The sequence below is a fragment of the Streptomyces sp. CNH189 genome (assembly GCF_000527195.1).
Genome location: NZ_AZUS01000005.1, coordinates 195,767 through 218,728 on the forward strand (window position 1 = coordinate 195,767; position 22,962 = coordinate 218,728).

Below are 22,962 nucleotides of genomic sequence, written 5' to 3' on the forward strand. Positions count from 1 at the left end.
GCGCGTAGGCCGGACTACAGCTGCTCGATGACGTAGTCGACGCACTTCGTGAGGGCCTCGACGTCCGCCGGGTCGATCGCCGGGAACATCGCGACGCGGAGCTGGTTGCGGCCCAGCTTGCGGTACGGCTCGGTGTCGACGATGCCGTTGGCGCGCAGCACCTTGGCGACGGCGGCGGCGTCCACCTCGTCGGTGAAGTCGATCGTGCCGATGACCGCCGACCGCTTCGCCGGGTCGGTGACGAACGGGTTCGCGAACTTCACGTCCTCGGCCCAGCCGTACAGGGTGCGCGCGGAGGTCGCGGTGCGGCGGACCGCCCAGTCCAGGCCGCCCTGGCCGTTGATCCACTCCAGCTGCTGGTTCAGCAGGAAGAGGGTCGCCAGCGCGGGGGTGTTGTACGTCTGGTTCTTGCGGGAGTTGTCGATCGCCGTCGGCAGGGAGAAGAACTCCGGGACGTGCCGGCCGCTCGCGTGGATCCGCTCGGCGCGCTCGATCGCGGCCGGGGAGAACACGCCGATCCACAGGCCGCCGTCGGAGGCGAAGGACTTCTGCGGGGCGAAGTAGTAGACGTCCGTCTCGGCGATGTCGACCGGCAGGCCGCCCGCGCCGGAGGTGGCGTCCACCAGGACGAGGGAACCCTCGTCCGCGCCGGCCACGCGCTTGATCGGCATCGCGACGCCGGTGGAGGTCTCGTTGTGCGTGAAGGCGTACACGTCGACGCCCGCCTCGGCGACCGGCTCCGGGTGCGTACCCGGGTCGGCGGAGATGACGTCCGGCTCGGCGAGCCACGGGGCCAGCTTGGCGGCCTTGGCGAACTTGGAGCTGAACTCGCCGAAGCTGAGGTGCTGCGACTTGTTCTCGATCAGACCGTGGGTCGCGATGTCCCAGAACGCGGTGGAGCCGCCGTTGCCGAGGACCACCTCGTACCCGTCGGGGAGCTGGAACAGCTCGCCGATGCCCTCGCGCACCTGGCCGACCAGGTTCTTCACCGGCGCCTGGCGGTGGGAGGTGCCCAGCAGGGACGTACCGGTCGCGGCCAGCGCGTCCAGCGCTTCCGTCCGCACCTTGGAGGGACCCGCACCGAAACGACCGTCGGCGGGCTTGATGTCAGCAGGAATCCGGATCTCAGCCACGACCGGAGCCTAGCGGCTGGAGGAAACCCGGGCGCAACATCGTCCGTCCGCTGAGACGAGCCGCTGAGACGCTTCACCGGGACAGGTCACCGGGACAGGTCACCAGGACGGGTCACCGGGACGCGTCACCGGGACGGGTGGCGGGCGGACCGGGGGGAGGTCCGTCCGCCACCCGCGTCACTCACCCGCCGAGCGTCACCGGCAGCTCGTACAGGTCGTTCTGGGTCACCACCGGCTTGTTGCGCAGCTCACCCGCCGGGACCGCCAGGTCCAGCTTCGGGAAGCGGGCGTACAGGGCCGGCAGGGCCACCCCCGCCTCCAGGCGGGACAGCGCGGCCCCCGGGCAGACGTGCGGGCCGTGCCCGAAGGAGATGTGCCGGTGCGGGCTCTCCCGGGTGATGTCGAAGTCGCCGGCCGTCGGGCCGTGCTCCTGCTCGTCCCGGCCGATCGCCGCGTACGACACGATCAGCGCGTCCCCGGCGGGCAGCACCTTGTCCCCGACGGGGACGTCCTCCGTGGCGAACCGGATCAGCACGTGCGACGTCGGCGTGGACCAGCGCAGCGTCTCCTCGACCACCGCCGACCAGTCGGCCTGCCCGGACAGCACCAGCTCCCGCTGGTCCGGGTGGGTGGAGAGGTTGACCACCGCGTTGACGATGAGGGAGATCGTCGTCTCGTGACCGGCCGCCACCATCAGCTGGAGCGTGGCGACGATCTCCTCGTCGGTGAGCCGGTCCCCGTTCTCCGACGCCTGGATCAGCGCGGACGTCAGGTCGTCGCCCGGGTTCTCCCGCTTGGACGCCACCGTGTCGCCCATGATCCCGGCGAGTTCGGTGAGCGTGGCGAGGACCTCCTCCGGCGGGGTCTGCGTGGAGAAGAACTTCTCGAACAGCTCCTTCAGCCGCGGCAGCCGCTCTTCCGCCAGCCCCATCAGGTCGGCGATCACGTACATCGGCAGCGGGTAGGCGAAGACCGCCTTCAGGTCCACGCTGTCGCCGGGCTGCGCGGCCACCTGGTCCAGCAGGGAATCGGTCAGCTCGGTGATCCGCTCCCGCATCCGCTCCACCCGCCTGGGGGTGAGCGCCTGGGCGACCAGGGTGCGCAGCCGCCGGTGGTCGGCGCCGTCCACGGTGAGCATCGAGCGGGGCGGGTTGGCCAGCCCGATCAGCGGCCAGTCCGGGGCTATCTCCCCGCGCTGCCAGGCGCCCCAGACGTTGATGTCCTTCACCAGCCGCGGGTCGGTGAGCAGCTTCTTCGCCTCGGCGTGGTGGGTCACCGCCCACACGGGCACGTCACCGGGAAGGGTCACGGCGGCCAGCGGCCCGGCGGCCCGCAGCGCGGCGCTCTCCGCGTCCAGGTCGGAGACGAACGGGTCGAGGGGGATGCGGGTCTGTTCCGTGTCGGTCGCGGTGAGATCCGTACCAGCCGTCATGCGAGCGAGCCTCCAAGGGCGGGAGTGGGTGTGAAGGTGACCGGCAGCTCGGACAGGCCGCGCAGCCAGGGCGACGGGCGGCGGGAGAGGGCGCCGGCCGGCACGGCCAGGTCGATGTCCGGCAGCCGGTCCAGCACGACCTCGATACCGGTCCGGGCGATCACCTCGGCGATCTCCTGCGCCGGGAACGGACAGCGGTGCTCGCCGTGACCGAAGGAGAAGTGCGCGCTGTTGCCGCCGGTGAGCGCCGAACCGTCGGTGCGCACCTGCGGGTCGGAGTTGGCGCCCTGGAGCCCCAGCAGCACCATGTCGCCGGCCCGGATGCGGCGCCCGCCGAGCTGTGTGTCGCGCGAGGCCCAGCGCGCCGCCACGTTCTGCGTGGGGGTGTCCTCCCACAGCACCTCGTTCATCGCCTCGGCGATGCTGTTGCGGCCGCCGAACAGCGAGGCGGCGAACCGGCTGTCGGTGAGCATCAGGTGCAGCGAGTTGCCGATCCAGTCGGCGCTCGGCTGGTGCCCGGCCGCCATCATCACCATCAGGTCCTGGACGATCTCCTCGTCCGTGAAGCCCGAGGTGTCGGCGAGCATCCGGGAGGCGACGTCCTCCGCGGGCTCCTTGCGGCGCTGGGCCACCAGCTCCGTCATCGACGTGAACAGGTGGGTCTGGCCCGCGAGCGCCCGCTCCCGCCCGTCGATCATGTCGTTGAGCGCGGTGACCAGCGCGGGGCCCTTGTCGTCGGGGAACCCGTAGAGCCGGGCCAGCACGCGCACCGGCAGCAGCATCGCGAACTCGCCGATGATGTCGGCCGACCCGCGCGGGCAGATGGCATCGATCAGCTCGTCCGCGAACCGCTCGGCGTGGCCGCGCAGTTCGGTCGGGTCGACCGCCTCCAGCGCGTTCACCATCATCGCGGCCCGCTCCCGGTGCCGCTCGCCGACGGTGTAGAGGATGGACGGCTGGCGGCGGCCGATCATCGGCAGCAGCGGCCAGTCGTCGGGGATGTTCTCCCACTGGTTCCACAGCTCGGAGTCGCGGCTGAACAGCACCGGGTCGCCGGTGATCTGGTGCAGCTCGCGGTAGCCGAGGACCAGCCAGGCCGGGGCGTCGCCGTCGAGCACGACCGGCACCACGCTGCCGTGCTGCCGGCGCAGCTCGCGGTAGACGCGCGCCGGGTCGTCCTGCAGCAGGGGGCCGCTGAAGGGGACGGCGTCGGGGACGGAGGCGGGACTCACACCAGCTCCTGACGGGGGGCTCGGGCCGGATCGGCGTACAGGGCCTGGATGTGCTCCACCAGCGTGATCAGCACGATCTTGCTGGACTCACGGGACCGCGCGTCGCAGTTGACCAGCGGGACGTGCGGGTCCAGGTCCAGGGCCTCGCGGATCGCCTGCGGGGTGAAGGTGGGCCCGCCGAAGTCGTTGCAGGCCACGATGAACGGCGTGCCGTGCCGCTCCAGCCGGTCGATGGCGTACCAGGAGTCGTCGATGCGCCGGGTGTCGACCAGCACGACCGCGCCGAGCGTGCCGGAGAACAGCCGGTCCCAGAGGAACCAGAAGCGTTCCTGCCCCGGCGCGCCGAACAGGTACAGCACGTTGCGCTCGTCGAGCGTGATGCGGCCGAAGTCGAAGGCGACGGTGGTCGCGGTCTTGCCGCGCACCCCGCTGACGTCGTCGACGCCCTCGCCGGCCTGCGTCATCGTCTCCTCGGTGTTGAGGGGACGGATCTCGCTGACGGAGCGGACCATCGTCGTCTTGCCGGCGCCGAAGCCGCCCACGACCACGATCTTCAGGCCGTTGTCGGCCGACGCGCCCAGCGGGGTGCGCGTCTCGGACGCCGTGTGCGTCTCAGAGGTTGCGGAGTCCAACGAGCACCTGCTCCAGGATGTCGGGGTCGGGTACGGCGGCTCTTCGGGGGTGCCGGGCGCTGACCCGGCCCGCCGCCAGGAGGTCGGACAGCAGGATCCGGGTGATGCTCACCGGCAGCTTCAGCTCGGCCGCGATCTCCACGACCGCGGTGGGCCGTCCGGTGAGCCGCAGGATCGCCGCGTGCTCGGACTGCATGCCGGGCACCGGGTCGCACTCGGCGACGACCAGGGTCACCAGGTCGAAGGGGTTGCCGGGCCCGGACCGGCTGCGCCCCCCGGTGAGGGTGTACAGCCGGTCGGGGGCGTCGTCCCTGCCGGGCCGGCTCATGAGCTGCGCGGCAGCGCGGTCAGGTGCTCGCCGAGCTGCTCCACCAGCTCGCTCATGTTGTGGCCGATGAGCCCGGCGTCCGCGTCCTCCGTGGTGACGACGGCCAGGTGCGCCCCCTCGCCCGCCTCCACGATGAACAGCACACCGCCGTAGAACTCGGTCATCGCCGACCGCACTCCGCCGGTGCCGTCGCCGAACTCGACGGAGGCGCCGTGGGACAGCGACTGGATGCCGGCCGCGATGGCGGCGAGCTGGTCGGCCTGGTCGGCGGAGAGCTCGGGCGTGCGGCACAGTTTCAGGCCGTCACGGGACAGCACGAGCGCGTGCCGCGCGCCCGGCGTGCGCTCCAGCAGGCCCTCGATGAGCCAGGTGAGCTTCTCGTCCGCGGTGGTCGTGCCGGTCATGAGGTGGTGTCGCCTTCCGAAGTCACGGGGGTGGGTTGCGATACGGGGGTCGGGTCGGGGGTGGTGGCGTCCGACGCGGTGACGAGGTCACGGGCGGCCGGTGTGCTGCCCGCGTCCGGGTCGGCCGTGTCGTCCGGGGTGGGGGCGCGCACGGCCTGGCGGAAGCTGCTGAAGCGGGCGGTGCGGGCCCGGGTCTCCTCGGCCGTGGGGGCAGGCCGGGGCTCGGCGGCACGGCCGGCGGCGCCACCGCGGCGCTCCGCCTCGGCGAGGGTGCGGCCGCGGCGCCGGCGGGGCAGCACCAGGGGCGGGACGTCGTCGTCGGGGGACGGGGACGTGTGGGTGGGCTCCGGGTCGGTGTCGAGGTCGCCGCCGGAGCGGGCCGCCGCGTAGGAGGGCGCGGGGCGGGTGGGGTCGGGCGTGAGGGCCGTCGTGCGCTCCGTTTCCGTGCGGCCGGCGGGGACGCCGGGCGTGGTGGTGGTGTCGTCGGCGGAGCCGTGATCGGCCTCGGGTTCGGCCGGGGGCGCGGTGTCGGCCTCGGCGTGGGTTCCGGTGGCGGCCTGCGCTCCGGTTCCGGCCTCGGGGGCGGCCTGGCGTCCGGTGCCGGCCCTGGTACCGGTCTGGATTCCGGTGTTGGCCTCGGGCACGGTCCGGGACGCGGGTTCGGCGTCGGGCGCGGCCTGGGTTCCGGTGGTGGTCTCGGTCCCTGTCTGGGTGCCGGTCTCGGTGTCGGACGCGGTCCGGGACGCGGGTTCGGCGTCGGGCGCGGCCTGGGTTCCGGTGGTGGTCCCGGCCCCTGTCTGGGTGCCGGTCTCGGTGTCGGACGCGGTCCGGGACGCGGGTTCGGCGTCGGGCGCGGTCCGGGCCCCGGCGTCGGTCCCGGGTCCGGCCTCGGTCTCGGGTCCGGCCGTGGTCTCGGTGTTGGCGTCGGTCTCGGTGCCGGCGTCGGGCCTGGACCGGGCCGTGGACTCGGCCTGGGTCCCGGCCGCGGTCGCGCGTCCGGTCTCCGGCCGGGCCTGGGTTCCGGTACGGGCCCCGGCTTCGGGCGGGGACGTGGGCTCGCCGCCGGCGTCGGCTCGGCTCACGGTCCCGGCCCGGGACCCGGCTTCGGTCGCGGACCCGGCCTCGCCGGGGCGTCCGCCGCGCCGCTGGGGCAGCTCCGCGGCGTCCGGGGCCGCCGGCCCGGACGCCGTGCGGCCGGGCTCGTCCTTCGTGACCTTCGTGACCTTCGTGCCGTTCACGGTGGCCGTGAGCGGGCGGGCCGCCGGGGCGGAGGCGCCGGACGGTGCCGTGGCCGCTCCCGGCTTCGCGGGCGCCGCGTCCGCCGGTACGAGGAGGTCCTGCGGCAGCAGCACCAGGACACCCGTGCCGCCGCGCGCCGACGGCCGGTACGACACCCGCAGTCCGTACCGCCGGGCCAGCCGGCCGACCACAGCGAGGCCGAGCCGGGTGCCGGTGAGGCCGCCCAGTCCGGTGGAATCGCCGGAGACGGCGCCCTCGGCGCGGCGCAGCTGGGCCTCACCCATCACCAGGCCGCTGTCCTCGACGGACACGATGACGCCGGCCGGGACCTCCTCGACGTAGACATGGACCTCGGCGGTCGGCGGGGAGAAGTTCGCGGCGTTGTCGAGGAGTTCGGCGAGCGCGTGCATGACGCCCTCGGCGGCGTGCCCGGCGACGGAGGTGTCGCTGGCGGAGTGGACGCGGACCCGCTGGTAGCCGGCGATGCGGCCCATGGCGCCGCGCAGGATCGACTCCATCGGGATGGGCCGGGCCCAGCGGCGGCCGGAGCGGGCGCCGGTGAGGACGGCGACGGAGTCGGCGAGGCGGCCCGCCTGGGCGGTGCGGTGGTCGAGGTGGAGCAGGTCGGCGAGGACCTCCTCGTCGTGGTGCTTCTCCTCCATCGCGCGCAGGTCGGCGAGCATGCCGGTGGCCAGCGCCTGCATACGGCCGGCCGCGTTGGCGGTGGCGGACAGCGCGGCCGAGCGGGCGCCCTCGGCCTCCCGCAGCCGGGTGGTCAGCCGCGTGTTCTCCCCGGCGAACCGTTCGCGTTCGCGCGCCAGCAGGTCGCGCTCCTCGCGCAGCAGGTCCCGCTCCCGCGTGTACTCCTCGGTCACCTGGGCCAGCGCGGCTTCGTGTTCGGCGATGACGCGGTCCAGTTCGGCGGTGTGCCGTTCGGCCGACCGCGCCAGCTCCGCCGTGTGCGCGTCGTCGAGCCGGGTCCGCTCCTCGGCCCGCTCGTGGGCCAGCCGGGCCAGTTCCGCCGTGTGCTGTTCGTCGAGGCGCTCCCGCTCGGCGGCCAGGGTCTCGGCGAGGCGGGCCCGTTCCTGGTCCAGCTCGGCGGACAACCGGGCGCGCTCACGGTTGAGTTCGCCGGTCAGCCGCTCGTGCTGGCGGCGGGACTCCTCGGTCAGCCGGGAGCGTTCCTGGAGCAGCCGGCCGACGTCCTGGGTGACGGCCTCGAGCCGGGCCCGGGCGGCACGCGCCGACAGGGTGGCGTACGCGGCGGCCGTGACGGCGGCGCACAGCAGCACGGAGGCGGCCACGCCGGTCACCAGGACGGCGTAGATCGCGGTGTCCGGCACCAGGAAACAGGAGGCCACGACCGCGACCGCGCAGACCGCGGCGGTGAGCACGGGGGCGGGCAGCAGACTGCGGGGGGTGGGGCGGTCGCCGGGGAGCAGGGGGGAGGTCATCAATCAGGGTCCTCGGTCAGGTCCTCGGTCGGGTCCGCGGGCGTGCACCGTCGTGGCTGCGCCGCCCTCGGGCGGGTTCCATGGGACGACGCCGGACCTGATGCAGGGGTCGCTTTGCGAACGAGGTCCGACAACTGCGCGCAACTCGCGGTCACTATATGGGAGTTCGTGATCGGCTTGGGAAGATTCTGCTTCCGTTTTTGGTTAAACCGTCATGGTGGGGCGTCCCGGACATGCTCAGGGGCGGGTGTGCCGACGCCCGCGCCGCGCTCCGGCGGGGGCATCCTGAAGGCATGACGGATCACCGGGAACTGTCGGCGGCGCTGCGGGCGGCGGTGCGCGGAGAGGCCGACTTCGGGGTCACCGCGCGGGCGCTGACCACGATGGACGCCTCCAACTACCGCAGGGTTCCGCTCGGCGTGGTGGCGCCCCGGGACGCCGACGACGTGGCGGCGGTGCTGTCGGTGTGCCGGGAGCACGGCGTGCCCGTGGTGCCGCGCGGGGGCGGGACGTCGATCGCGGGGCAGGCGACCGGCACCGGCATCGTGCTCGACTTCACACGCCACATGAACCGCCTGCTGTCCCTCGACCCGGACGCGGGCACCGCCGTCGTGCAGCCCGGCCTGGTCCTCGACCGGCTCCAGGAGGCCGCCGCCCCGCACGGCCTCCGCTTCGGCCCCGACCCGTCCACCCACGGCCGCTGCACCCTCGGCGGCATGATCGGCAACAACGCCTGCGGCTCCCACTCGGTCGCCTGGGGCACCACGGCCGACAACGTGCGCACCCTGTCCGTGATCACCGCACGCGGTGAGCGGCTGCGCCCCGGACCCGGCTGGGCGGGCGCCCCGGAGGGCCTGCGCGAGCTGGTGGATGGCGAACTCGCCCGGCTGCGCACGGGGTTCCCCGAGCTGCCCCGCCGCATCTCCGGGTACGCGGTGGACGCCCTGCTGCCCGAGAACCGTGCCGACGTCGCCCGCTCCCTCTGCGGCTCCGAGGGCACCCTGGCCGTGCTCACCGAGGCCGAGGTCACCCTCGTACGGGCGCCCCGCGCGCGGGCGCTCGCCGTGCTGGCGTACGCGGACGAGGGCGGGGCCGCGCAGGCGGCGGCCGGGCTGCTGCCGTACCGGCCGCTGACGGTGGAGGGCATGGCGGCCGACCTGGTGCCGGCCGGCGCGGACCTGCCGCGCGGGGCGGCCTGGCTGTTCGTGGAGACCGGCGGGGACACGCAGGCGGAGGCCCGCGCCGCCGCCGAGGCGGTCGTGCGGGCGGCGGAGGTCGTGGACGCGCTGGTCGTCACCGACCCGGCCCGTCAGCGCACCCTGTGGCGCATCCGGGAGGACGCGAGCGGCACCGCGACCCGCATGCCGGACATGAGTGAGGCGTGGCCCGGCTGGGAGGACTGCGCGGTGCCGCCCGCCCGGCTCGGCGCGTACCTGCGGGACTTCCGGGCGCTGCTGGCCGAGCACGGCCTGCGGGGCACCCCCTACGGGCACTTCGGGGACGGCTGCATCCACGTCCGCATCGACTTCGACCTGCTGACCGGGCCGGGCGTCGCCCGCTTCCGGCGCTTCTCGGAGGAGATGGCCGACCTGGTCGTCGCCCACGGCGGCTCGCTCTCCGGGGAGCACGGCGACGGCCAGGCGCGCGCCGAGCTGCTGCCCCGCATGTACGGCGCGGAGACGGTCGCCCTCTTCGAGCGGGTGAAGGCCCTCTGGGACCCGGACGACCTGCTCAACCCCGGCATGCTGGTCCGCCCCGCCCCCCTCGACACGGACCTCCGCTTCTCCGTCCTGCCGCGCGAACCGGTCGACGTCGCCTTCGGCTACCCGGCCGACGCAGGCGACTTCTCGGCCGCCGTACGGCGCTGCGTGGGCGTCGCCAAGTGCCGTACGACGTCGGTGGCCGGGTCCGCGGTGATGTGCCCGTCGTTCCGGGCGACGGGCGAGGAGGAGCACTCCACGCGCGGACGCGCCCGCCTGCTGCACGAGATGCTCGCGGGTGAGGTGGTGACGGACGGCTGGCACTCCACCGAGGTGCGGGACGCCCTCGACCTGTGCCTGTCCTGCAAGGGCTGCCGCTCCGACTGCCCGGTCGGCGTCGACATGGCCACCTACAAGGCGGAGTTCCTGCACCACCACTACGCGGGCCGCCGCCGTCCCGCCGCCCACTACGCGATGGGATGGCTGCCGGTGTGGCTGCGCTGGGCCGCCCGGACCCGGACGGCGGGGGCGGCGAACGCGCTCGCGTCGGTGCGGCCGCTCGCGCGGCTGGTGAAGCGGGTGGGCGGCATCGCGGGGGAGCGGGAGATTCCGCGGCTGGCGACGGAGCCGTTCACCCGCTGGTGGAGGCGGAGGCCTGTTGCGGGTGAAGGCCCGCTGGTGGTGCTGTGGCCGGACACCTTCACCGAGCACCTGTCGCCCTCGGTGGGCCGGGCGGCCGTACGGGTGCTGGAGGCGGCCGGGCTGCGGGTGGCGCTGCCCCCGACGCTGCGGCTGCCGTCGGCCGCCCGGCTGGGCGACGGCAGCTCACGCTCCCCGCTGTCCGTGCTCACGGCACGCAGGGGCCGGGTCTGCTGCGGGCTGACGTACATCTCCACGGGCCAGCTGGACCGCGCCCGTACGGTGCTCCGCCGCACCCTGGACCTGCTGGAGCCGGTCCTCGCGACGGACGCGCCCCTGGTGGTCCTGGAACCGAGCTGCGCGGCGGCGCTGCGTACGGACGCCCCGGAGCTGCTGCACGACGACCCCCGAGCGGCTCAACTGGCCTCGCGTGTCCTGACGTTCGCGGAGGTGCTGGAGCGGCACGCCCCCGACTGGCGTCCGCCTGCCCTGAACCGTCCGGTCACCGGCCAGACCCACTGCCACCAGCACGCGGTCCTGGGCGACGGCCCCGACCGCAGACTCCGGGAGGCGGCCGGTCTCACGGGCGAACTGGCGGGCGGGTGCTGCGGCCTGGCGGGCAACTTCGGCTTCGAGAAAGGCCATGACGACGTCTCCCGCGCCTGCGCCGAGGAACAGCTGCTGCCGTCGGTGCGGGAGGCACCGGACGGCGCGGTGGTCCTGGCGGACGGCTTCTCCTGCCGGACGCAGCTGGAGCAGCTGGCGGACGTCCGAGGACATCACCTGGCGGAGATTCTGGCGGCGGCCCTGGACGAGGCCGGGTGAGGCCGGTCCTCAGTCGAGGCAGAACTCGTTTCCCTCGATGTCCTGCATGACGATGCACGAGTCGGTGCCGTCGTAGAGCAGCCGCTGCCGGGTGGCGCCGAGGGGGATCAGCCGGGCGCACTCGGCCTCCAGCGCGGCCAGCCGCTCCTCACCCGACAGCCCGGTGCCGACCCGTACGTCGAGATGCACCCGGTTCTTGACCGTCTTCCCCTCGGGCACCCGCTGGAAGAACAGCCGCGGCCCGGCGCCGGACGGATCGCTGCACGCGCACCACGCCCCGTCCCCCTCGGGGAACTGGACCCGGTTGAAGTCGTCCCACGACGCGAACCCCTCGGGCGCCGTGACGACATACCCCAGCACCTCGCACCAGAACCGCGCCAGCCGCTCCGGCTCCGCACAGTCGAAGGTGATCTGAACCTGCCTGATCGTTGCCATCGCGGCACCCTAACAAGGGGGCGGCCCTCCGGCCGTGGCTATTCGAGGTGGGCGGAACCCCAGGCGGCCTGGCCCGAGTAGGCGCCGCTCTTCGACCCGCTGACGTACTTGGCGACGAGGCGGAGCTGGATGCCGCCCGTGACGTTCTCCTCGATGCGGGCGGACTCCGTGACGGTGGTCCGGTGGGTGTCCCCGAGCTTCCTGTCGTCGAGGTACACCTCGAAGTCGACCACGACGTCGGAGCGCGAGTCGCTGTCGGGGCCGACCTCCGCGGTGAAGGTCGTCCAGTCCGCGTTGAGCGCGTACACGACGTAGACGCTGTTGAGGCTGCTGCTCGGTCCGATGTCCTTCCAGATGGAGGAGGTGTACGTGGTCCCCGCGATCTCGGTGGTGCCCTCGCCGACGTTCTTCTCGATGGGGCGCGCGTCGCTCAGGAACAGGGTCCGCGGCCCCTGCTGAGGCGTCTCGCCGTCCTTCGACGGGGACTTCTCGGCGCCCCCGGGGCCGTCGCCGGCGGACTCCTCGTCGGGGAACGGCTCGGCGGTCTGCTCCTGGTCCGTCGAGGTCGGGTCCGGGGCCTCGGCGAAGTCGGCCGGGTCGGCGGAGTCGGCCGAGGGATCCTCGCCGGGGCCGTCGACGCTTCCGGCGGCCTCGTCCGACAACCCGTTGCTGTCGTTGTCCTCGCCGCAGACGGACCGCTCCCTGCAGTTGTTGGTCTCCTTGCTGCATCCGGAGGCGCCGGACGCCACCAGCACGAGGGCCGCGAACACGGCGGCCGCCGTTCCCCTCCTCACTGCTTCGCGGCGGGCTCGCCGCCGACGTGGTTGTCGTCGTTGTCCTGACCGCAGACCGCCTGCCCGTGGCAGGCGTTGGTGGGCGGGGGATCGGCCCGGTGCAGGGCCGTCCAGGCGCCGATGGCCGCCAGGGCGACCACGGCGACGACGCCCAGTGCCTTGAGCCATACAGCCGTTCGCTGCGGACCGTTCATCGGTTGCGCCATCTGTTGCTCCGTAGCCGTGGTGTAGCGGGCCATCATGGTGGCGGGAGGGACGGGCGGGCGGGGTGGCCGATCACGTCAACCCGGGGCGGGCGGGTTTGTAGGTTCGGGGTGACCACCCAGCTGACCCGGGCAATCGGATGGCGCAGTTCCAGCCACGCCTAGTCCCATCGTCGTGGCCCGTCTACGCCGATGCCGGTCGGCCGGGAGGGGCGTCTCGACGAGCGCCACCGGCGTTCGCGCCGGGCGCGCGTCAGGGGGGCGCTCCTCGATCTCGCGCACCCCACGCCGCGTGGCGACGTCGGAGCGGTCCGCGCGCACGGTCGCGCGGACGCCGCCGGCCTGTGTCAAGTGACTGTGCGGGGCGGCGGACGCTGGCTAGAGTCGTCCCGTCGTACCTGGTTGTGGGGACAACCGGAACGCCTTGGGGGAGGGCCCGCAGCACATGAGTCGTCGTTCCACCGGCTTCGTCGGCGTCTGGGCCGAGATGCAACGGCAGCAGCAGCGTCAGCAGGAGGCGGACGCCAGGCGGCGCCGGCAGGAGGAGCAGCGGGCGCGGGCCCATCAGCGGCGCGTGGAGCGCGACCACCGCGAGTACCGGAAGGCGGAGGCCCTCCGGCGCACGGAGGAACTGGTGCAGGACTTCGGGATCGAGGTGCGGTAGCCCTGCGGGGCGGGGCCGCGGCGCACGCACGTGCAGGTCACGGCAGTGATCGTCGGCGTTGACCCGCGGTGCGGGGGTGGGCGGAATCGGCGGCTCGACGCCCTCGGCGTCCCCCGCTGAGCCACGCCACGTCTCAGGGTGTCGTCTCGCCCCGGACCAGGGGGTGGCACACCGGCTGGACGCCCTCGGGCAGGGCGTCCGGCTCGCACCAGCGGGCCTCCAGGATCTCGAAGGGGTCCAGGCGCATCTCGCCGCCCAGCAGGCGGGCCTCGAAGGCCACCTCCATGCGGGTGCGCAGGCCGCTGTTCAGCATGACCAGGCGGCCGACCTCCACGTCGAGGCCGGTCTCCTCCTTGACCTCGCGCACCACGGTCGCCCGGAAGTCCTCGCCCTTGCGCGCGAAGCCGCTCGGCAGGCCCCACTGGCGGCCGGGCGGCCACATCCGGTGACGGAGCAGCAGCACCCGCCCCTCGTCGTCGCGCACCACTCCCGTCACACCGACCACGAACTTGGCGTGCAGCAGCCACATGATGCGGCTCTGCAGCGGGCGGAGGAGTCGCCAGACACGGACCAGGAGTCGTCGCACGGGGCCTCGGCAGTCGGGGGAACGGACACGGGCGTCACCAGGGGGAACGCTACCGGGTAGGACGTCCGGCCCGTGGACGGAGTTGACCCGGACGGGATGCGGGCCGCATCGTCAGGTATGTAAACGCCGCACGGTCCTGACGTAGTCCAATACGCTGGACTGGCAAGTCCATCTGGGTGCACACTCGGTGCAGTCGTGCATCCGCCTCCGTCCCGTACGGCTCCTCCGTGCCGTACGGCTCCCACGTCCCTGGAAGGCACCGTGACCACCCCCAGCGCCGCCACCTCGTCCACCGCTTCCGGGCAGGCCCACGGCCCCGCCTCCGCGCAGGCCGGCGCCCCGGGAGACCGACGCGGCTCCCTGGGGCCGGTCGGGCTGGTGCTGGCCGGCGGGATCTCGGTGCAGTTCGGCGGGGCACTCGCGGTGACGCTGATGCCGCGCGCCGGGGCGCTCGGGGTGGTGACCCTGCGGCTGCTGGTCGCCGCGGTGGTGCTGATGGTGGTGTGCCGGCCGCGGCTGCGCGGGCACTCGCGCACCGACTGGGGCACGGTGGTCGTCTTCGGCATCGCCATGGCGGCGATGAACGGCCTCTTCTACCAGTCCGTCGCCCGCATCCCCCTCGGCCCGGCGGTCACCCTGGAGGTCCTCGGCCCGCTCACCCTCTCCGTGCTGGCCTCCCGGCGCGCGGTCAATCTCGTGTGGGCCGCGCTCGCCCTCGCCGGTGTGTTCCTCCTCGGCGGCGGAGGCTTCAGCGGCCTCGACCCGCTGGGCGTCGCGTTCGCCCTGGCCGCGGGCGTCATGTGGGCGGCGTACATCGTCTTCAGCGCGCGCACCGGCCGCCGTTTCCCGCAGGCCGACGGGCTGGCCCTCGCCATGGCGGTGGCGGCGGTGCTGTTCCTGCCGCTGGGCGTGCTGGAGTCCGGTACGAAGCTGCTCGACCCGACGACGTTCGCGCTGGGCGCGGCGGTCGCGGTGCTGTCGTCCGTCCTGCCGTACACCCTCGAACTGCTGGCGCTGCGGCGGCTGCCCGCGTCGACCTTCGCGATCCTGATGAGCCTGGAACCGGCCCTCGCGGCCACCGCCGGCTTCCTCATCCTCGACCAGACCCTCGCCGCCACGGAGGCCGCGGCCATCGCCCTGGTCATCGCGGCGAGCATGGGGGCGGTGCGGACGCAGGTGGGGCGGGGGAGGGGGAAGAAGGCCGGTCGGTGAACGGCGTTCCCTAGAGGCGCACCGAGAGGTTGCCGACCGTGGCCGTTATCGTCAGCTCGCCGCCGATGGCGTGCAGGTACGCCGCCATCGTCGAGGTGTCGAGGCGAGCCGCGCCCCGCTCGATCTGGCTGACCCGGCCCTGGGTGACCCCCATCGCCTTGGCCACCTGGGCCTGGGTGAAGCCCTGCGCCTTCCGGAGCGACGACAGTTCGTGCCCTCGCTCCGCGTCGATCATCTCCGCCTTGATGGCGTCGATCCGCTCACGCTTCTCCGGGGTGATGTCGGCCGTCAGATCGTCCATGGAGCCAAGGTTCATGTGCCCTGCCCTTTCTTCTTCTCCTGCTCCAGCGCCTCAAGGTAGGCGGTGTACTTGTCGTCCGCCTCCTTGACCGCTCGGGGGTACCAGTCCGCCCACTGCCGCCGGGCGGCCTTGTTGCCGGCCACCAGGAAGATCGCCCGCCGCTCGGGGTCGAAGACGAACAGCATCCTGATGCTCACCGTTGCGCCGCCGCGCGGGCGTAACTCTCGCATGTTGCGGTAGCGGCTCCTCTCGATCGCACCGACCGTCGGACGTCTCAGCGCCGGAGCCATCAGGTATCAGGGCAACCCAATAATCGGCGCTTCATTGTTGCGGCGAAAATCCATGCAAGCACGCTTGCTTGTTTCTCAGCCCCCTGCCATGCTCCCCCCAACCGCGCCGCACACCGCCGTGTCCGTGCCCCGAGGGGAGCGACCTCGTGTCCGATCCGACGCCTGTGATCGACGATCTGCGTGAGGAGAGTGAGGAGCTCGACCGGCTGGTGGCCGGGCTGGAGCCGGAGCGGTGGAGGGCGCTCACGCCCGCCGCCGGATGGACCGTCGCCCACCAGATCGGGCACCTCGCCTGGACCGACCACTGCGCCCGCACCGCCGTCACCGACCCCGACGGCTTCCGCGCGTTCGTCGAACAGGCCCTCGCCGCCCCGCACACGTACGTCGACGACGGCGCCGAGGAGTACGCCCGCGCCGAGCCCGCCGCGCTGCTCGCCCGCTGGCGGGAGGGGCGCGCGGCGCTGGAGAAGGCGCTGCGGGAGGCGCCGGCGGGGGCGCGGTTCCCCTGGTTCGGGCCGCCCATGTCCGCCGCCTCCGTCGCCACCGCCCGCCTGATGGAGACCTGGGCGCACGCCCAGGACGTCGCCGACACGCTCGGCGTGACCCGCCCGCCCACCGACCGTCTCCGGCACATCGCCTGGCTCGGCGTACGCACCCGGGACTTCGCGTACGGCGTGCACGGACTCACTCCGCCCGCCGACCCCTTCCGCGTCGAGCTGACCGCGCCGGACGGCGGTGACGTCTGGGCGTACGGCCCCGAGGACGCCCCGCAACGCGTCACCGGCCCCGCGCTCGACTTCTGTCTGCTGGTCACCCAGCGCGCCCATCGCGCCGACCTCGCCCTCACCGCCGACGGCCCCGACGCCGACCGCTGGCTGGACATCGCGCAGGCCTTCGCCGGACCGCCCGGCGGCGGACGGGAGCCGAAGGGGGAGGACGCGCGGTGACGGCGGCGCCCTTGCGCATCGGGAACTTCTCCGGTTTCTACGGCGACCGCTCCGACGCGCTGCGCGAGATGCTGACCGGCGGCGACCTCGACGTCCTCACCGGCGACTACCTCGCCGAGCTGACCATGCTCATCCTGGCCCGGGACCGGCTGAAGGACCCGTCCGCCGGATACGCCCGCACCTTCCTGCGCCAGCTGGAGGACACTCTCGGCCTCGCGCACGACAAGGGCGTCCGGATCGTCACCAACGCGGGCGGGCTCAACCCGGCCGGACTCGCGGACGCGGTCAGGGAGTTGGCGGGCCGCCTGGACATCCCCGTGCGGGTCGCGCACGTCGAGGGCGACGACCTCACCGCCCGCCACCCCGGCAGCCTCGCCGCCCACGCCTACCTCGGCGGTTTCGGCATCGCCGAATGCCTGCGGGCCGGCGCCGACGTGGTCGTCACCGGGCGGGTCACCGACGCCGCCCTGGTCACCGGGCCCGCCGCCGCGCACTTCGGCTGGAAGCCCGACGACCATGACCGGCTGGCCGGCGCCGTCGTCGCCGGGCACGTCCTGGAGTGCGGGGCGCAGGCGACCGGCGGCAACTACGCCTTCTTCGGCGAGCACGACCCCCGCGAGCTGCGCCGCCCCGCTTTCCCTCTCGCCGAGATCCACGCCGACGGCTCCAGCGTGGTCACCAAGCACCCCGGCACCGGCGGGTTCGTCGACGTCGGCACGGTCACCGCGCAGCTGCTGTACGAGACGGGCGGCGCCCGGTACGCCGGGCCGGACGTCACCGCGCGCCTGGACACCGTCACGCTCACCCAGGACGGCCCCGACCGGGTGCGGATCGAGGGGGTGCGGGGGGAGGCCCCGCCGCCCACGCTCAAGGTCGGCCGCAACCGGCTCGGCGGCTTCCGCAACGAGGTCGTCTTCGTGCTCACCGGGCTCGACATCGAGGCCAAGGCCGCGCTGGTCCGCGAGCAGATGAGCGACGCCCTCGCCGCGTCCCCGCCCGCGGACGTGCGCTGGGACCTCGCCCGCACCGACAAGCCCGACGCCGACACCGAGGAGACCGCCGGCGCGCTGCTGCGTCTCGTCGTACGCGACGCCGACCAGCAGAAGGTCGGGCGGGTGCTCAGCGGAGCCGCGATCGAGCTGGCGCTGGCCAGCTACCCCGGGTTCCATGTGGTGGCGCCACCGGGGAAGGGCTCCCCCTACGGGGTGTTCGAGGATGTGTACGTGCCCCATGGGGACGTCGACCATGTGGCCGTCCTCCATGACGGGCGCCGGATCACCGTGGACCCGCCCCAGGACACCGCCGCCCTCGACGCCGTACCGCCACCCGCCCTTCCCGACCCGCTGCCGCCGGGGCCGACCACGTGCGCGCCCCTCGGCCGGGTCGCCGGGGCCCGCAGCGGCGACAAGGGCGGGAACGCCAACGTCGGTGTGTGGGCGCGGACGGACGACGCCTGGCGGTGGCTCGCGCACGAGCTGACCGTCGAGCGGTTCCGGGAGCTGATCCCCGAGGCCCGCGAGCTGCCCGTCACCCGGCACGCGCTGCCGAACCTGCGCGCCCTGAACTTCGTCGTCGAGGGGATCCTCGGCGAGGGCGTCGCCGCGCAGGCCCGTTTCGATCCGCAGGCCAAGGCGCTGGGCGAGTGGCTGCGCTCCCGCCACGCCGACATCCCGGAGGTGCTCCTGTGACGGTCCTCGCGTCCGCCCTGAACCCGTCCGACCCGGACCACCGCGAGCACCGGGACGCCATGCTCGCCAAGCTGGCGGAACTCGACACCGAGCACGCCAAGGCCCTCGCGGGCGGCGGCGAGAAGTACGTCGAGCGGCACCGGGGGCGCGGCAAACTGCTGGCCCGGGAGCGGATCGAGCTGCTGCTCGACCCGGACACCCCGTTCCTGGAGCTGTCCCCGCTGGCCGGCTGGGGCAGCGACTGGACGGTCGGCGCGTCCATGGTCACCGGCATCGGGGTCGTCGAGGGCGTGGAGTGCGTGATCACCGCCAACGACCCGACCGTGCGCGGCGGTGCCAGCAACCCCTGGTCGCTGAAGAAGGCCCTGCGTGCCAACGACATCGCGCTCGCCAACCGGCTGCCGCTGATCAGCCTGGTCGAGTCCGGCGGCGCCGACCTGCCGTCGCAGAAGGAGATCTTCATCCCGGGCGGCGCGATCTTCCGCGACCTCACCCGGCTGTCGGCGGCCGGCATCCCCACGATCGCCGTCGTCTTCGGCAACTCCACGGCGGGCGGCGCGTACATCCCCGGCATGTCCGACCACGCGATCATGGTCAAGGAACGCGCCAAGGTGTTCCTCGGCGGCCCGCCGCTGGTGAAGATGGCGACCGGCGAGGAGAGCGACGACGAGTCCCTGGGCGGCGCGGAGATGCACGCCCGCGTCTCCGGCCTCGCCGACCACTTCGCCGTGGACGAGCCGGACGCGCTGCGCCAGGCCCGCAGGGTCGTCGCCCGCCTCAACCACCGCAAGGCACACCCCGATCCGGACCCGGCCGAGCCGCCCAAGTACGACCCGGAGGAACTGCTGGGCATCGTCCCCGGCGACCTGAAGATCCCCTTCGACCCGCGCGAGGTGATCGCGAGGATCGTCGACGCCTCCGACTTCGACGAGTTCAAGCCGCTGTACGGCACCAGCCTCGTCACCGGCTGGGCGTCCCTGCACGGCTACCCGGTCGGCATCCTCGCCAACGCGCAGGGCGTCCTGTTCAGCGAGGAGTCGCAGAAGGCCGCGCAGTTCATCCAGCTGGCCAACCAGCGCGACATCCCGCTGCTGTTCCTGCACAACACCACCGGCTACATGGTCGGCAAGGAGTACGAGCAGGGCGGCATCATCAAGCACGGCGCGATGATGATCAACGCGGTCGCCAACTCCCGCGTCCCGCACCTGTCCGTGCTCATGGGTGCCTCCTACGGCGCCGGCCACTACGGCATGTGCGGACGGGCCTACGACCCGCGCTTCCTGTTCGCCTGGCCCAGCGCCAAGTCCGCCGTCATGGGCCCGCAGCAGCTCGCCGGCGTGCTGTCCATCGTCGCCCGCCAGTCCGCCGCCGCGAAGGGCCGGCCGTACGACGACGAGGCGGACGCGGCGCTGCGCGCCATGGTGGAGCAGCAGATCGAGTCCGAGTCCCTGCCGATGTTCCTGTCCGGGCGGCTGTACGACGACGGCGTCATCGACCCGCGCGACACCCGCACCGTCCTCGGCCTGTGCCTGTCCGCCGTCCACACCGCGCCGTACGAGGGCGCGCGTGGCGGCTTCGGCGTCTTCCGGATGTGAGGCAACCCGTGATTACTTCCGTCCTTGTCGCGAACCGCGGTGAGATCGCCTGCCGCATCGCCCGCACCTGCCGCGACCTCGGCATCGCCACCGTCGCCGTGCACTCCGACGCCGACGCGGACGCCCTCCACACGCGCGTCGCCGACACGGCCGTACGGCTCCCCGGCTCGGCGCCCGCCGACACCTATCTGCGCGGTGACCTGATCGTGAAGGCCGCCCTCGCGGCCGGCGCGGACGCCGTGCACCCCGGCTACGGCTTCCTCTCCGAGAACGCCGGCTTCGCGCGCGCCGTCCAGGACGCGGGACTGGTGTGGATCGGGCCGCCGCCGAAGGCCATCGAGGCGATGGCGTCCAAGACGCGCGCCAAGCAGCTCATGGGCGTCGCACCGCTCACCGACGTCACCGAGGCCGACCTGCCGGTGCTGGTGAAGGCCGCGGCGGGCGGCGGCGGACGCGGCATGCGTGTCGTCCGCGACCTCGCCGACCTGGACGCCGAACTCGCCGCCGCCCGCGCGGAGGCGGCGAGCGCCTTCGGTGACGGGGAGGTGTTCGTCGAGCCGTACCTGGAGAACGGCCGGCACGTCGAGGTGCAGGTCCTCGCCGACACCCACGGCACGGTGTGGGCGCTCGGCACCCGCGACTGCTCCCTCCAGCGCAGGCACCAGAAGGTGATCGAGGAGGCGCCGGCGCCCGGCCTCACCGGCGCGCTCACCGAGGAACTCCACACGCTCGCCGTACGCGCCGCCCGCGCGGTCGGCTACGTCGGCGCCGGCACCGTGGAGTTCCTGGTCGCGGGCGAGCGGGCGCACTTCCTGGAGATGAACACCCGGCTCCAGGTCGAACACCCCGTCACCGAGGAGGTGTTCGGCGTCGACCTCGTCGCCCAGCAGATCCGGGTCGCCGAGGGCCACGCCCTGGATCCCGAGCCGCCGGCCCCGCGCGGCCACGCCGTCGAAGCCCGCCTCTACGCCGAGGACCCCGCCCACGACTGGGCCCCGCAGACCGGCCGCCTGCACCGCCTCGCCGTCCCCGGCGCCGTCCGCCTCGACACCGGCTACACCGACGGTGACGACATCGGCGTCCACTACGACCCGATGCTCGCCAAGGTCGTCACCCACGCCCCCACCCGCGCGGAGGCGGTCCGCAAGCTGGCCGCCGCTCTGGAACGCGCGGTGATCCACGGCCCCGTCACCAACCGCGACCTCCTCGTCCGCTCCCTGCGCCACGAGGAGTTCACCCAGGGCCGCATGGACACCGGCTTCTACGACCGCCACCTGCCCGCCCTCACCGCGCCCGCCGCAGACCCGTACGCCCCGCTCGCCGCCGCCCTCGCCGACGCGGACGGCCGCTCCCGCTTCGGCGGCTGGCGCAACGTGCCCTCGCAGCCGCAGGTCAAGCGATACGCGATGAACGAGGAGGAGCACGAGGTCCGCTACCGCCACACCCGCACCGGCCTCGCGGCCGACGGCGTGACGGTCGTCCACGCGGACGCGGCCCTGGTGATCCTCGAAGTCGACGGCGTACGACGCCGCTACGAGGTGAGCCGCTACGGGGACCGCGTGTACGTCGGCGCCACCGCGCTCACCGTCCTGCCCCGCTTCCCCGACCCGCAGGCCGACCATGCCCCCGGCTCCCTCCTCGCTCCGATGCCGGGCACGGTCGTCCGCATCGCCGAGGGCGTCACCGAGGGCGCGGCGGTGGAAGCGGGCCGGCCCCTGCTCTGGCTGGAGGCGATGAAGATGCAGCACAAAATCACGGCCCCCACCACAGGAACCCTCACCGCCCTACACGCAACCGAGGGCCAACAAGTGGAGCTCGGAACCTTGTTGGCGGTGGTGCAGGAAACCCCCTGAAGGGCCGCGGGCCCTTCAGGGGCGCGGGGAACTGCGCGACAAGCCACGACGAACCCGCAGGGACCGCACGACCGGAACCACCCAAGGGGGCGCGGGGAACTGCGCGACCAGCCACGACGAACCCGCACCCACCCGACGACTCAAGCCCCCTCCTCCCAAGGAGCCCACATGCCGGTGATCGAGTCAGAAGAACACAAGGCCCTCCGCGCAGCGGTGTCCGCCCTGGGCCACAAGTACGGCCGCGCCTACTTCACCCGCACCGTCGAGGAAGGCAGGCCCGCCACCGAACTCTGGGCGGAGGCCGCCAAACTCGGTTACCTCGGCGTCAACCTCCCGGAGGACCACGGCGGCGGAGGCGGCGGCATCTCCGAACTCTCCATCGTCCTGGAGGAACTCGGCGCCGCCGGCTGCCCCCTCCTCCTCATGGTGGTCTCCCCGGCCATCTGCGGCACGGTGATCGCCCGCTTCGGCACCGAGGAGCAGAAGCGGGACTGGCTGCCCACCCTCGCCGACGGCACCCGCACCATGGCCTTCGGCATCACCGAGCCCGACGCGGGCTCCAACTCCCACCGCATCACCACGACCGCCCGCCGCGACCCCGCCAGCGGCGACTGGCTCCTCACCGGCCGCAAGGTGTTCGTCTCCGGCGTGGACATCGCCGACGCCACCCTGATCGTCGGCCGCACCGAGGACGCCCGCACCGGGAGTCTGAAGCCCTGCCTGTTCATCGTCCCGCGCGACACCCCGGGCTTCCGGCACCAGAAGATCGACATGGAACTCAACGCGTCGGAGAAGCAGTTCGAGCTGGTCCTCGACGACGTGCGGCTGCCCGCCGACGCACTCGTCGGTGGGGGTCCCTCCCACGCTTTCGGCAGTGGGGGAGAGGACGCCGGTCTGCTCCAGCTGTTCGCCGGGCTGAACCCCGAGCGCATCATGACGGCCGCGTTCGCGATCGGCATGGGCCGCTTCGCGCTGTCCCGCGCCGTCGAGTACGCCCGCGACCGCACCGTCTGGAAGGCGCCCATCGGCTCCCACCAGGCGATCGCACACCCCCTCGCGCAGGCACACATCGACCTCGAACTGGCCCGCCTGATGATGCAGAAGGCCGCCCACCTCTACGACGCCGGCGACGACATCGGCGCCGGGGAGGCCGCCAACATGGCGAAGTACGCGGCGGCGGAGGCGTGTGTGAAGGCCGTCGACCAGGCCGTGCACACCCTCGGCGGCAACGGCCTCACCCGCGAGTTCGGGCTCGCCTCGCTGATAACGGCCGCGCGCGTGTCTCGTATTGCTCCGGTGAGCCGGGAGATGATTCTCAACTACGTCTCCCACCAGACCCTGGGCCTGCCCAAGTCGTACTAGGCGACAGGCAGGCT

The 22,962-nt window shown here is 73.4% G+C and carries 20 protein-coding genes and 1 pseudogene; 8 read left to right on the forward strand and 13 right to left on the reverse strand.

The features are described from left to right. Positions 1–14 precede the first annotated feature (14 nt). The 7 genes and pseudogenes from serC to B100_RS35380 form a co-directional block, all read right to left on the reverse strand. The gene (serC, locus tag B100_RS0109555) at positions 15–1,133 is read right to left on the reverse strand and encodes a phosphoserine transaminase (RefSeq protein ID WP_024884215.1); all 1,119 of its coding nucleotides are present in this window, start codon (positions 1,131–1,133) and stop codon (positions 15–17) included. A 181-nt stretch (positions 1,134–1,314) separates the two neighbouring features. Next, positions 1,315–2,565, reverse strand: coding sequence for a cytochrome P450 (locus tag B100_RS0109560; protein ID WP_024884216.1), 1,251 nt, complete (start codon positions 2,563–2,565; stop codon positions 1,315–1,317). Then, positions 2,562–3,797, reverse strand: coding sequence for a cytochrome P450 (locus tag B100_RS0109565; protein WP_024884217.1), 1,236 nt, complete (start codon positions 3,795–3,797; stop codon positions 2,562–2,564). The genes B100_RS0109560 and B100_RS0109565 overlap by 4 nt, the downstream gene beginning before the upstream one ends. After that, a complete protein-coding gene (locus tag B100_RS0109570) occupies positions 3,794–4,429 on the reverse strand; it encodes a GTP-binding protein (protein WP_024884218.1) in 636 nt (211 codons plus the stop codon). The genes B100_RS0109565 and B100_RS0109570 overlap by 4 nt, the downstream gene beginning before the upstream one ends. Beyond that, a complete protein-coding gene (locus B100_RS0109575) occupies positions 4,410–4,757 on the reverse strand; it encodes a DUF742 domain-containing protein (RefSeq protein WP_024884219.1) in 348 nt (115 codons plus the stop codon). The genes B100_RS0109570 and B100_RS0109575 overlap by 20 nt, the downstream gene beginning before the upstream one ends. Next, positions 4,754–5,161 (reverse strand): roadblock/LC7 domain-containing protein, encoded by a 408-nt coding sequence (locus B100_RS0109580; protein ID WP_024884220.1) that lies wholly within the window; start codon positions 5,159–5,161, stop codon positions 4,754–4,756. The genes B100_RS0109575 and B100_RS0109580 overlap by 4 nt, the downstream gene beginning before the upstream one ends. A 1,313-nt stretch (positions 5,162–6,474) precedes the next feature. Continuing rightward, a pseudogene (locus B100_RS35380) lies at positions 6,475–7,854 on the reverse strand (ATP-binding protein); the annotation flags it as partial. Positions 7,855–8,147: 293 nt separating this feature from the next. On the opposite strand from B100_RS35380, the gene B100_RS0109590 reads away from it, so the two are divergent. Next, entirely contained in the window at positions 8,148–11,018 is a 2,871-nt protein-coding gene (locus B100_RS0109590; RefSeq protein WP_024884222.1) for an FAD-binding and (Fe-S)-binding domain-containing protein, read from the forward strand. Between the two features lie 9 nt (positions 11,019–11,027). Here the strand turns inward: B100_RS0109590 and B100_RS0109595 are convergent, their stop codons facing one another. Genes B100_RS0109595 through B100_RS36930 form a run of 3 tightly spaced genes read right to left on the reverse strand, consistent with a single transcriptional unit; the run spans position 11,028 to position 12,453 of the window. Beyond that, on the reverse strand, positions 11,028–11,453 hold the full coding sequence (locus tag B100_RS0109595; RefSeq protein WP_024884223.1) for a VOC family protein: 426 nt from the start codon (positions 11,451–11,453) through the stop codon (positions 11,028–11,030). Positions 11,454–11,491: 38 nt separating this feature from the next. Beyond that, entirely contained in the window at positions 11,492–12,223 is a 732-nt protein-coding gene (locus tag B100_RS0109600) for an NPCBM/NEW2 domain-containing protein (RefSeq protein ID WP_024884224.1), read from the reverse strand. 20 nt (positions 12,224–12,243) lie between these two features. Continuing rightward, the gene (locus tag B100_RS36930) at positions 12,244–12,453 is read right to left on the reverse strand and encodes a hypothetical protein (RefSeq protein ID WP_024884225.1); all 210 of its coding nucleotides are present in this window, start codon (positions 12,451–12,453) and stop codon (positions 12,244–12,246) included. Between the two features lie 442 nt (positions 12,454–12,895). Between B100_RS36930 and B100_RS0109610 the strand changes: the two genes are divergently transcribed. Next, positions 12,896–13,114, forward strand: a complete 219-nt coding sequence (locus B100_RS0109610; RefSeq protein WP_024884226.1) for a hypothetical protein — start codon at positions 12,896–12,898, stop codon at positions 13,112–13,114. A 133-nt stretch (positions 13,115–13,247) separates the two neighbouring features. On the opposite strand, the gene B100_RS0109615 is transcribed toward B100_RS0109610, so the two are convergent. Beyond that, positions 13,248–13,700, reverse strand: a complete 453-nt coding sequence (locus B100_RS0109615; protein WP_024884227.1) for an NUDIX hydrolase — start codon at positions 13,698–13,700, stop codon at positions 13,248–13,250. Between the two features lie 261 nt (positions 13,701–13,961). Here B100_RS0109615 and B100_RS0109620 point away from each other — a divergent pair, with 261 nt between their 5' ends. Continuing rightward, positions 13,962–14,912 (forward strand): EamA family transporter, encoded by a 951-nt coding sequence (locus B100_RS0109620; RefSeq protein WP_024884228.1) that lies wholly within the window; start codon positions 13,962–13,964, stop codon positions 14,910–14,912. A gap of 10 nt (positions 14,913–14,922) precedes the next feature. Here B100_RS0109620 and B100_RS0109625 read toward each other — a convergent pair whose 3' ends face one another. Beyond that, entirely contained in the window at positions 14,923–15,213 is a 291-nt protein-coding gene (locus B100_RS0109625; protein ID WP_486585613.1) for a helix-turn-helix domain-containing protein, read from the reverse strand. 11 nt (positions 15,214–15,224) lie between these two features. After that, the gene (locus B100_RS33825) at positions 15,225–15,503 is read right to left on the reverse strand and encodes a type II toxin-antitoxin system RelE/ParE family toxin (RefSeq protein WP_078540778.1); all 279 of its coding nucleotides are present in this window, start codon (positions 15,501–15,503) and stop codon (positions 15,225–15,227) included. A gap of 146 nt (positions 15,504–15,649) precedes the next feature. Between B100_RS33825 and B100_RS0109635 the strand changes: the two genes are divergently transcribed. From B100_RS0109635 to B100_RS0109655, 5 genes are all read left to right on the forward strand, one after another. Then, on the forward strand, positions 15,650–16,450 hold the full coding sequence (locus tag B100_RS0109635) for a TIGR03084 family metal-binding protein (protein WP_024884230.1): 801 nt from the start codon (positions 15,650–15,652) through the stop codon (positions 16,448–16,450). After that, positions 16,447–18,138 (forward strand): acyclic terpene utilization AtuA family protein, encoded by a 1,692-nt coding sequence (locus tag B100_RS0109640; RefSeq protein ID WP_024884231.1) that lies wholly within the window; start codon positions 16,447–16,449, stop codon positions 18,136–18,138. Before B100_RS0109635 ends, B100_RS0109640 begins: the two co-directional genes overlap by 4 nt. Beyond that, the gene (locus B100_RS0109645) at positions 18,135–19,733 is read left to right on the forward strand and encodes a carboxyl transferase domain-containing protein (RefSeq protein WP_024884232.1); all 1,599 of its coding nucleotides are present in this window, start codon (positions 18,135–18,137) and stop codon (positions 19,731–19,733) included. The genes B100_RS0109640 and B100_RS0109645 overlap by 4 nt, the downstream gene beginning before the upstream one ends. An 8-nt stretch (positions 19,734–19,741) precedes the next feature. Further along, positions 19,742–21,586: an ATP-binding protein gene (locus tag B100_RS0109650; protein ID WP_024884233.1), complete on the forward strand. Its 1,845-nt coding sequence runs from the start codon at positions 19,742–19,744 to the stop codon at positions 21,584–21,586. A gap of 168 nt (positions 21,587–21,754) precedes the next feature. Further along, a complete protein-coding gene (locus B100_RS0109655; protein WP_024884234.1) occupies positions 21,755–22,948 on the forward strand; it encodes an acyl-CoA dehydrogenase family protein in 1,194 nt (397 codons plus the stop codon). Positions 22,949–22,962: the final 14 nt, after the last annotated feature.

Excerpts from the sequence above, each read along its gene's own strand:
- B100_RS0109560 (WP_024884216.1), bottom strand. The coding sequence starts at position 2,565 with ATGACGGCTGGTACGGATCTCACCGCGACCGACACGGAACAGACCCGC.
- B100_RS0109575 (WP_024884219.1), bottom strand. The coding sequence starts at position 4,757 with ATGAGCCGGCCCGGCAGGGACGACGCCCCCGACCGGCTGTACACCCTC.
- B100_RS0109580 (WP_024884220.1), bottom strand. The coding sequence starts at position 5,161 with ATGACCGGCACGACCACCGCGGACGAGAAGCTCACCTGGCTCATCGAG.
- B100_RS0109590 (WP_024884222.1), top strand. The coding sequence starts at position 8,148 with ATGACGGATCACCGGGAACTGTCGGCGGCGCTGCGGGCGGCGGTGCGC.
- B100_RS0109595 (WP_024884223.1), bottom strand. The coding sequence starts at position 11,453 with ATGGCAACGATCAGGCAGGTTCAGATCACCTTCGACTGTGCGGAGCCG.
- B100_RS36930 (WP_024884225.1), bottom strand. The coding sequence starts at position 12,453 with ATGGCGCAACCGATGAACGGTCCGCAGCGAACGGCTGTATGGCTCAAG.
- B100_RS0109610 (WP_024884226.1), top strand. The coding sequence starts at position 12,896 with ATGAGTCGTCGTTCCACCGGCTTCGTCGGCGTCTGGGCCGAGATGCAA.
- B100_RS0109625 (WP_486585613.1), bottom strand. The coding sequence starts at position 15,213 with ATGGACGATCTGACGGCCGACATCACCCCGGAGAAGCGTGAGCGGATC.
- B100_RS33825 (WP_078540778.1), bottom strand. The coding sequence starts at position 15,503 with ATGGCTCCGGCGCTGAGACGTCCGACGGTCGGTGCGATCGAGAGGAGC.
- B100_RS0109655 (WP_024884234.1), top strand. The coding sequence starts at position 21,755 with ATGCCGGTGATCGAGTCAGAAGAACACAAGGCCCTCCGCGCAGCGGTG.